The 1,085-nt window shown below is 55.5% G+C and carries 1 protein-coding gene; it reads left to right on the plus strand.

Annotated features, from left to right (window positions below):
• Positions 1–63: 63 nt before the first annotated feature.
• Positions 64–1,078, plus strand: a protein-coding gene (locus tag L1071_RS16155) for an IS630 family transposase (protein WP_246977069.1) whose coding sequence is annotated in 2 segments (ribosomal slippage) — positions 64–450 and positions 452–1,078 — 1,014 coding nt in all. Because the reading frame shifts where the segments join, the coding sequence is not laid out codon by codon here.
• The last annotated feature ends 7 nt before the right edge of the window (positions 1,079–1,085 follow it).

Here is a 1,085-nt window from a genome sequence, read left to right on the forward strand (position 1 = left end):
TAAGTGCTTGATCGTAAGTTTTCGTGTACTATCCATGTCAGGATCTCTAACACGGATGGAATCATGGCCAGACGCTTCGTTACCCCTCTCACTGACGCTGAACAGCAGACGCTAACCTCGGCCTATCAGCATGGTGAGAAGCGCGCCTTGCGTCGGCGTGCACATGCCATCTTGTTGAGTGGTCAAGGCCATACCATCAACCAGATCAGCGAGGTATTGCAGGTTCGCCGCGATGCTGTCTCACGATGGCTCAAACAGTGGGAAGTGTCGGGCCTCGACGGGCTGATCGACAAGCCGCGCAGTGGGCGGACGCCAATCCTCGACGAACACGACCACGAGCGACTGCAGGCACTGGTCGCTGAGCACCCTCATCAGATCCGATCCTTGCAGGCGCGCCTGCAAGAAGAGACCGGCAAGACGATCAGCACGGTGACCCTCCGCCGGGTGTTGAAAAAAAAATCGCCATAGCTTCAAGCGCATTCGACGCTCACTGAAGAAACGGCGTGACGAAACCGATTTTCGCAACACACAGGGCCTCTTGAAGGCGTTACAGGCGCGGGAAGATCGAGGCGAACACGCGCTGTATTACTTTGATGAGTCGGGATTTTCGCAGTCCTCGTCGGTCCCTTATGCGTGGAGCCCCATTGGTCAGCCCTGGGAAGTGACGGCGTATTCCCATAGCCGAAGGCTGAACGTGCTGGGATTCCTTAGCCGCACCGGCAAGCTGATCTATCACACCACTTCCGAGACAGTGACCACAGAGACGGTCATCGAAGCGTTTGACCAGTTTGTCGCCCAGAAGGACCCTGATGCCTTCGCGGTCGTGGTGCTGGACAATGCCAAAATGCACCGTTCCAAGGCATTCCAGCGCAAAATTATCGATTGGATGGCGCATCGCGTGCATCTGGTTTATCTATCGGCCTACTCGCCAGAATTGAACCTGATCGAGATTCTGTGGCGGCGGATGAAGTACGCCTGGCTGCCCTTGAGCGCTTATCTCACGTTCGACCGCCTCTGTAATGAGGTACACCGCCTACTCAGGGGCTATGGAACGGAACACACGATTAATTATGAATAACCACTTA

It is taken from the genome of Chromohalobacter sarecensis, from assembly GCF_023061135.1.
Classification (GTDB): domain Bacteria; phylum Pseudomonadota; class Gammaproteobacteria; order Pseudomonadales; family Halomonadaceae; genus Chromohalobacter; species Chromohalobacter sarecensis.